This window comes from Roseomonas sp. BN140053 (assembly GCF_047690175.1).
In the GTDB taxonomy this organism is placed as follows: Bacteria; Pseudomonadota; Alphaproteobacteria; order Acetobacterales; family Acetobacteraceae; genus Roseomonas.
The window spans coordinates 1-8,462 of record NZ_JBLLEB010000071.1 but is presented as its reverse complement, the minus strand read 5'-3'; the positions used below and the strand labels follow the sequence as shown (position 1 = coordinate 8,462).

The window sequence follows — 8,462 nt, the reverse complement described above, 5'->3', positions numbered from 1 at the left end:
CGCAGGTCCTCCGACAAGGTCTTCGCCATCGCCGCTGGCCTCCAACCCCAGCCAGCAGCTTGAATCAGATTGCCCCCGAGCCGGGCAAGCCCTCTGATTCGGTTCGCTCGGGATCTGCTCTAGTTGCTGCTCGCCACGGAACTCGCGCTCCAGGTAGTCGGCCCAGGTCTCCTTACGCGGGGGCCGATGACCCGCAACGGCATGGGGGGCAGGACCGCTACGGCGTTCGCCATGTACCAACTCGGGAAACCACGCAGTCCGCTGCGCAGCCGGGCAACATGTTCCCTGTTCATCAAACATGGCATCGTCGGGCACATCCGCTCGGACGGTAGGCCGGAGTTGGCCGTCACAGCCTCGAAAGGCTGGATCACCGGCGTGCGCGCCGGCATGGCGTTTATCGAGCCGGGCAGTCCGTGAGAAAGCAGTTACGTGAAGTGCTTCCGCAGCAAGCTGCGCGACGAGCTCCTGAGCTGCGAGGCATACGACAGCTCGGCCGGGGCCAAGCGCCTGACCGAGCAGTGGCAAGTGTACTACAACACGATTCGACATCACTCGGCGCTTCGCTACGGCCCGCCTGCCCCGGGAGGTGATGCTGACAACACCTCCGATGTTATCCAACATTCCTGGGCCAACAGGATCAGTCCTGCCCAGGCCCGCTACGCATTGATCTTCCGCCCGGGCCACCTCGTGGGGGCTGAATACTACTCTGACCTGAGCGCTCCAGGTCTGCCAAGCGAGATGGCGAGTGCTGCTCCTGCAATCGAGCGCGCAGCGCCGTTCCTCGGGTCTCTGCCAAACGACGAGCACGGTCCACCGAATTGCGTAGAAGCTGAGCACGGAACTCAGGAGTGTAGATATCGAAAGGGTCTACCTCTATCGCCGCACGGCGTACGGAGGTGGATGCGATCGCAGTCGCAGTCGCCGTCGCGGTCGGCGCAGGGCGGTACCGTGCAGCATCAGGCCAGAGCGCGGCAACTCGCTGGCCGTAAGGCTCGCCGATCTCCGGCGTAGAGGAATGATAGGCCGCAGCAGCCCGGTACCAGTTGCTGGTTTGCTGAAATAGCCGCGTGAGAAAACGCGCTGCATAGGCCGTGTTGGTGGCAGGATCGAAAGCAAGGTCCAGGGAAACAAATGCAGCGGGGTGATGCATCAGGTTGATTTGCATGCATCCGACATCAATAGACTGAACACCGGCCGCACGGGCCTCTTCCACCGCTGTGATAGCAGCAAACTTGGTTTCAAAGAAACGGCCAGTGCCGGCGACATTGATAGTCCAGGGCCAGGGGGCGACCCGCCTAGTCGTGGCATCTAAGCGGCCGCTCTCGACCGTGCCAATTGCCCTCATCAGGTTAGGCGGCACACGCGCTTCTCTCTCTGCTGCACTGATCGCGCTCAAACAGGCAGTGCTGTCCGGCAGGCCGGGCGGGACATCGGCAGCGAGTGCAGCATATGGCAGCAGGACCGCAGTCATAGCGCTGAGGAGGCGTTGTATCATAGCTGCTCCGCCGACGATGTCTCGACATGATGCCAATCGGCCGCGCGGCAGTGCCTCGCGCGAGGGGCTACAGGAACTGCGGGCGCAGCGCAGCCGAGGCCGCCGCCGAGCGCCAGGCTGAACAGTGCTTCAGCGGTTTTTCCCGCCCCTGCCTTACGCCACAATGGGAATAGCCTTCTTGGGCTTCCGAGCATTGTGAGCAGTCCATCTTGCAGATGGTGGCGGCAAAGCTTCCTGCTGCTCGGGAGCCTGCCGCATTTGTATTTTTAACTCACTGCCGCTCTTGCATCTGAACTGAAGGCTGGTAGCTCTCAAAGCGAACCAAGCATAAGCAGCCGTCTGCCTGTGCCTCCAACACTGGCATGCTGCGAAACAGCAGGTCGCGCTATGGTTGGTCGCAGACGATGTGCAGAACCGCTGGCGGCTGTAGTCGAGCATGTTTGCCGCCTTGCTACACTGCAGCAGGGTCATGCGTCGCTCCGAAGCCTGACACCCGGGCCTCTACCGTGTTCTGCCATGAACTCCACGCCTGCCTCCTCCAAAGTTGCGCGGATTGCCTCGACATTGTCCGCGCGTGTTTGGAACTGGCCTGTCTCGAAGTATCGGACTGCGTCAGCATTGGTGCCCGAGCGACCTTCCAGACGCACGCGGCTCCACCTGAGGAGGCCGCGCGCTTCACGACACTGTTTTGGGGTCACGGTCCGTTATCCCGTACTAGCGGATATGGAGTGCTGCCAGTCGGCACGGTTCGCCGGCTAGCTCTACCCGGAGTTCCGACGCACGACCGTACAACCGGCCGTCACTGACAAGCTGGCGGAGTTGAAGTAGCTTGAAGCTGAAGGCTGTTTCCTGCTGCATGCACTGAAGACTGCAGACCTGCTGAAGCTGTAGTTTCAGGCAGAGACTGTTGCCCAGCAGATTGCCTGGGTCGGCTGCCTTTTTGGCGATGCCGATAGTTCCCTCGGCCGAAATTTCGTGCTGCCTGGACACGGCGATCGTACCAATGACATCCACTGCCGCGCGCCTGAGGCCCAAAGCAGATCCACTCGCAGCAGCGCGGAAGTGAGTAAGTGGCTTGCTATGCCAAGCGAGGTGCAGCGTGGAACTCACGCATGGGCGTACCCGAGGAGGGTGATTACTGCTGGCGGAGCTTGTCGACCGGCAAGGTGCGGGATGTGGCACGCCAAGCGAGGTGGCACACGGTCGGGCTGACCCATCCGTAGTTCTACGAGAGGAAGGTACCACAGGAGTCATTTGTCTCTATTTACATCTATGTTTCTATTTTTAGAACAAAAAAATGTGTCTGGGCCAGCGAACACGCCTGTTCCGAGAGTGAGCGCAGTCGCTTCAGCGGTAACTCCTGTGGCCAGAGACTGAGCAGGTCGAAGTCGAACGGACCTGGCGCGCGTCCCCCGCTCGGACCTTGGGCCGTTAGACGACTGCAGTTCACGACCGCTTCTCGCGCGCTCAGAGCCTTTCTGAGCGAGGTCAGGGCGGGCAAGGGTGTCAGAGTCCGGCACCAATGCGGAGATGACAGCGGTAGCAAGACAATTCCCGACGGTATCCATCAGGTGACAGGCTTGTGCCTCAGCGGGCGCTTGGCGGCGGCGAAGCGTCGCGGCCCACGCATGAGGAAGCACCTCACCCTACTCATGTTGAGGGTCGCTAGCTGTGGGTGGGTTCTGTGGCCTTGATCGTGCATACGGCGCAGGGGCGGGACAGGATGCGGCTTCAGGGCATCCCGGCGGAACGCCTGGTGCTGCTGCCGCACGGCCTGCTCGCGCCATTGCCGCCGGCGGCGAACGGCCCGATGCGAGGTCGCCTGACCCTGACCCTCTTCGGCAAGATCAAGCCCTACAAGGGGGCGGACCTGCTGATCGAGGCCTTCGCCGGACTGCCCGGTGAGTTGCGGGACCAGGCCCGGATCCGCATCGTCGGCAAGCCCTACATGGACCTCGGCCCACTGCATCGGCTGGTGGCAGAGCACGACCTCGCCGGGCAGGTGTCCATCGAACCACGCTTCGTCAGCGACGAGGAGATCGGCGAGCTCTTCACAGCCGGGGTGGTGGCCGTCTTCCCTTATCGGGAGATCGAGGCCAGCGGCGTCCTGCCCTACGCGCTCTCCCATGGCAGGCCGGTCATCGCATCCAACCTGGGCAGTTTCGCGGAAACCTTGGTGGAAGGCGTGCAGGGCCATCTTGTTCCGCCCGGGGACGTTGCGGCTCTACGCACGGCGATCGCGCATCTCCTGCAGGATCGTGCCTTCGCCGCCGCGTGCTCGGCGAGCGCCTGGACCACGGCAGACCAGACCCCGGACTGGCGGACCATTGGCCAGCAAACAGCGGACACCTACCGGGCAGCGGGCGAATAATCTGGAAAGGTTGGTCAGCCTTCGGAATAGGTCCTTAAGGCCCGATAGAGGCCGTGTTGCAGGTCGATGCGCCAGCCCAGCCTCCTGGCTAGGAGGCTGGGCTGGTCCGCCCTGTTCGCCTCAGGTTTCCACGAAAACAGGCGCGTAGCGCGCCTCTGGGCAGCCACCCAGGCCCGATAATTCAGGTTTATCGGGCCTGAATTCTGAAACGGCGTACTTTGCCCCAATTTATCTCCCCTTTGCCTCGTGTCGCGGGGCCACCAGGGCCGGTGCGAAGGGTGACCAGCCCCCATGAGGTGATCCGGGCAAGGTTTTAGTGGAGCATGGCGGTAGAGGGCGGGGCTGAACTGGCCGGACCAGGGCTGGCGGGCGGGACTGGCTGGCCGGGCATGACGACCTCCGGGGCGGGCGGCCGGTAGCCCAGGGCGGAGTGCGGGCGGACGGTGTTGTAGTGCACGCGCCATTGCTCGATCAGGACCTTGGCCTCGGCCAGGGTGTTGAACGCTTCGGCGTTGAGCAGCTCATCGCGGAGCTTGCCGTTGAAGCTCTCGACGTAGCCGTTCTCCCACGGACTGCCGGGCTCAATGAACGCCGACCTGGCCCTGACGCCGCGGATCCAGTCCTTCACTGCAGTGGCTGCAAACTCCGGCCCGTTGTCGGAGCGGATGTGGCCAGGGGTGCCGCGCAGAATGAACAGGTCCGTCAGCACGTCGACCACGTCCGTCGAGCTCAGCTTGCGGCCCACCCGGATCGCCAGGCACTCGCGGGTGTACTCGTCCACGATATTGAGCATGCGGAACCTGCGCCCGTCCCGGGTGCGGTCCTCCACGAAGTCGTACGCCCAAACGTGGTTCGCCCGCTCCGGCCGTAGCCGCACGCACGACCCGTCGTTCAGCCACAGCCGCCCGCGCTTGGGTTGGCGCGCCGGAACCTTCAGCCCCTCCGCCCGCCAGATCCGCTCCACCCGCTTGTGGTTGCACACCCATCCCTGGGTTCGCAGTAGGGCAGTGATCCGCCGGTAGCCGTAGCGGCCGTACTGCTTGGCCAGCTCGACGATGTCTGTCCTCAGCGCCGCCTCGTCGTCCCGGCCCCGCATGTCTTTGCGCTGCGTCGATCGCTGCTGCCCCAGCACCGCACACGCCCGGCGCTCGGACACACCGAGCTGCCGCCTCACGTGCTCCACCGCCGCCCGGCGACGCGCGGGGCTCAGTATTTTCCCGATGCAGCTTCCTTCAGGATCACCTTATCCAGGGTCAGGTCCGAGACCGCCCGGCGCAGCCGCGCGTTCTCGCGCTCCAGCTCCTTCAGCCGCTTCACCTGGTCCAACTTCAGCCCACCGAACTCGGCCCGCCAGCGGTAGTACGTCGGCTCGCTCACCCCGATCGCCCGCGCCGCCTCCACCACCGATTTGCCCTGTCCAGTCAGCACCTCGACCTGGCGCAGCCTCGCCACGATCTCCTCGGGCGTATGCGCTTTCTGCCTGCCCATCCCAAAGTCCCCTCCGCGTCCGCCGAGTACATTACCGGCGGACCGCTTTTACGGGGGCAGGTCACTGGCCCTCGCCATGCTGGCGGTGATCCGCCACCACGCCAATCAGCCGGCGCCCCAAAAAACACAGAAGCAGCCCCGGGCACTGCGGAACCCATCCGGTGGTCGATCCAGGAAATCCGCTGCATAGCGATCCGCCTTGCGCAGCGGCGGATCCAGCCCGCCACCGTCATCGCCTGGTCATTCTGGCGACGCGCTCATCAAGCCGCCGCGCAAGACGCTCATGTCAGACGACGAACGCAATTGTAATGCTAGATGTTTGGTCCCGGGATGAGGTGGTGCGGGTTGATTTTGAAGATGGCGGGGTCTTTGGTCCAGGCAGCGCAGATGGCCTGGAAGGGTGTGCGCCATCGGAGCGCCTTGAGGTGCTTGCCGAAGTTGTAGGCCGTGACGAAGGCCAGGACGTGGGCCTTGAGGGCGTGAAGGCTGGGATAGTGGAAGGCCTTGATGGTGGCGTCCTTGACGGTTCGGTTCATCCGCTCGGCCTGACCATTGGTCCAGGGATGGTATGGCTTGGTGAGACGATGCTCGATGCCGTGCTCGTGGCAGACCCGGTCGAAGATGTGGGCACCGAGATAGCGGCGCGTCGGCCCGTTCCTGTTCTTCGGCAGGTCGGCGAAGGCCATGCCGTTGTCGGTCAGGACGGTGTGGATGGCGTAGGGGAAGGCGGCCACGACCTCGCGGAGAAAGGCGGAACCGTTCATCTTGGTGTTGGCGTCGAGGAAGGCGACGTGGGTGAACTTGGATACCCGGTCGATGGCCAGGAACATGAAGAGCTTGCCGTCCGCCAGGCGCAGCTCGCAGACGTCGATGTGGACGTAACCGATCGCGGTTTCGGCGAAGCGCTGGCGCTTGGAAGCCTTCTCCTCGTCCTTGGGCAGGCGAGAGATGCCGTGGCGGGCGAGGCAGCGGTGCAGAGCGCTGCGGGAGAGGGCCGGAATGGTCTCCCGCAGGCAGCCCAGGACATCGTCCAGCGGCAGGAGGGTACGGCGCCGGAACTCGACGACGACCGCTTCCTCAGCCTCGCTCAGGACGGTGCTACGAGGCCGGGCGGGACCCATCGGGGCGTCGACCGTGCCACTGCGGGCGCGCCACTTGGCCACCGTCTTGGGGTTCAGCCCGTAGCGGGCGGCCAGGGTGCGGCCGCTCTCTTTCGACGCTTGGAGCTCGGCTCGAACACGCGGCGTCGTTCGGGCTGAACCGTGAAGACCGCCTGCCATAGGGCATCCTCCCCCTCGCGGGTCAAAGATGCACCACTACTCCCCGGGACTACACATCTAGGCCGGGCTGGGACAGAATTTTGTTTTTTATCAGAACACAACAGCGAAGGGTTAGAGAGAGATTCGTCTGATTTTTACCTTTGAAAACTGGTGTGATCCTGCCGGCACATATGGATAAAAAGTCGTAAAAATCTCAAATTTAGTGCTATACTATAGCGCTTGCAACGGATGTGGGGCAGACTTCCCCGAGTAGACTCAACAACAGCCACATGCATTATGTGTCCAATTTGCCATCACAGTGTTGCCCTATCTCCGGCTGGAGTCGTACTGGCGACATTTGTTCCTAATTCAGTCGTGTCCAAGCGCTTGACGGCAAAAATTCATGCTGCGCTGCACATTCCAAGGCGTGGCGTGGAGCGGCTAGAGCCAACTCACGTGTAAGTGTGCCGCGACCTCATAGGGTAGGCACATGACGCAGCTCGGCGTGTACGTTGGTAATGACCCTGGCGCGGTGAACAATTTCGAACAGTGGCTCGGTCGTCCTGTCGACGCCGTGTTGGGGTATGTCGGGCACGCGAACTGGGGTGACTTCGTCGGATCGGCGAACTGGGCCGCGACCCAGCTCTGGACCCAGATCAACCGTCCGATCCTCTGGTCCGTGCCGCTGACCGTGAATGGAGCCAGTCTCGAGGCAGGCGCTTGGGGCGCCTACGACGCTTTCTATCGCTCAGCGGCGAACTCGCTCGCGAGCTTTCGCCCGGAGGACGAGCACATCTACATCCGCACGGGCTGGGAGTTCAACGGTGACTGGTTCCCCTGGTCGGCACAGGGGCATGAACAGGCTTTCATCGACACCTTCCGCCACTTCGTCGACACGTTCCGCTCCGTTTCGGACCGTTTCGTCTTCGAATGGAACGTCAACAACACCGACCATGGGATGAACCCTGAAGCCGCTTACCCAGGTGATGCCTACGTGGATGTCATCGGGATGGACTTCTACCAGCACCCGCAATGGACTTCCTACGATGCTTCGAAGGCCTTCGACGTCATGGTCGATCGTCCCCAGGGGCTGCGATGGCTGGAGAACTTCGCAGACGCCCATGGTAAGCCGACCGCCTACTCGGAGTGGGGAGTGCAGGGGAATAACTCGGCTGCTTACGTGCAGAAGGCAGCGGGTTGGTTCAAGGACCACGACGTCGTTTACCAGACGTTCTGGAACAGCGATGCTGACTATCCCGGCAAGCTGTCGGATGGCAGCGAGCCGGCAACCGGTGCAGCTTACAAAGCGGCTTTCCCTGCCACCTCGGGCGGCAACGCGCCGTCGGGCGCCAGTGGCACGTTGGTGGTGCGACTGTCGGAGGACGCCTACCAGGGCCACGCGCAGTTCACCGTGGCTGTTGACGGCCAGACGCTCGGCGGCGTGCAGACTGTAACCGCGTCGCATGCCGCTGGGCAGATGCAGGACTTCACCTTCGGCGTTGACTTCAACTCCGGCAACCACAGGGTGTCGGTGAACTTCCTCAACGACGCCAACGGCGGCTTGCCCGGTACAGACCGTAACCTCTACGTCGACTCGATCTCGCTGGACGGGCGTACCTACGCCGACAGTTCCGTGTCTTTGTACAGTGCTGGTGCACACCAGTTCATCCTGAAGGACAAGGACCTCGCCTCCTTGGACACCAGCGGCAAGCTGGTGCTGCGGCTGTCGGAGGACGCCTACCAAGGGCATGCGCAGTTCACCGTCAGCGTCGATGGCAAGCAGCTCGGGGGCGTGCAGACCGCAACAGCCTCCCATGCCGCTGGCCGGACGCAGGATTTCGCCTTCGAC

6 protein-coding genes and 1 pseudogene are annotated in these 8,462 nt (G+C 63.1%); 4 read left to right on the top strand and 3 right to left on the bottom strand.

From position 1 onward, the window contains the following. The first annotated feature begins 123 nt into the window (after nucleotides 1–123). Both ACLIBK_RS25200 and ACLIBK_RS25195 read left to right on the top strand, forming a co-directional pair. On the top strand, nucleotides 124–417 hold the full coding sequence (locus ACLIBK_RS25200; protein ID WP_415390059.1) for a hypothetical protein: 294 nt from the start codon (nucleotides 124–126) through the stop codon (nucleotides 415–417). A 12-nt stretch (nucleotides 418–429) separates the two neighbouring features. Continuing rightward, nucleotides 430–564 (top strand): annotated as a pseudogene (locus ACLIBK_RS25195) (integrase core domain-containing protein); the annotation flags it as partial. Between the two features lie 73 nt (nucleotides 565–637). Here ACLIBK_RS25195 and ACLIBK_RS25190 read toward each other — a convergent pair. Next, nucleotides 638–1,396 carry a lytic transglycosylase domain-containing protein gene (locus ACLIBK_RS25190; protein WP_415390058.1) on the bottom strand — a complete coding sequence of 253 codons (759 nt, stop codon included), beginning with the start codon at nucleotides 1,394–1,396 and terminating at the stop codon, nucleotides 638–640. Nucleotides 1,397–3,179: 1,783 nt separating this feature from the next. Here ACLIBK_RS25190 and ACLIBK_RS25185 point away from each other — a divergent pair. Further along, nucleotides 3,180–3,866, top strand: coding sequence for a glycosyltransferase (locus tag ACLIBK_RS25185; RefSeq protein ID WP_415390057.1), 687 nt, complete (start codon nucleotides 3,180–3,182; stop codon nucleotides 3,864–3,866). 313 nt (nucleotides 3,867–4,179) lie between these two features. Here the strand turns inward: ACLIBK_RS25185 and ACLIBK_RS25180 are convergent. Next, a protein-coding gene (locus ACLIBK_RS25180) for an IS3 family transposase (RefSeq protein WP_415390056.1) occupies nucleotides 4,180–5,354 on the bottom strand; the annotation gives its coding sequence in 2 pieces (ribosomal slippage) (nucleotides 4,180–5,078 and nucleotides 5,078–5,354; 1,176 coding nt in all). A 311-nt stretch (nucleotides 5,355–5,665) separates the two neighbouring features. Further along, a complete protein-coding gene (locus ACLIBK_RS25175) occupies nucleotides 5,666–6,634 on the bottom strand; it encodes an IS481 family transposase (protein ID WP_415390055.1) in 969 nt (322 codons plus the stop codon). A 469-nt stretch (nucleotides 6,635–7,103) separates the two neighbouring features. On the opposite strand from ACLIBK_RS25175, the gene ACLIBK_RS25170 reads away from it, so the two are divergent. Continuing rightward, nucleotides 7,104–8,462 (top strand): carbohydrate-binding domain-containing protein (locus ACLIBK_RS25170; protein ID WP_415390054.1); only part of this gene is annotated, 1,359 nt, incomplete at its 3' end.

Bases quoted from the DNA above. Each gene is read 5' to 3' on its own strand.
- ACLIBK_RS25175 (WP_415390055.1), bottom strand. From the start codon at position 6,634: ATGGCAGGCGGTCTTCACGGTTCAGCCCGAACGACGCCGCGTGTTCGA.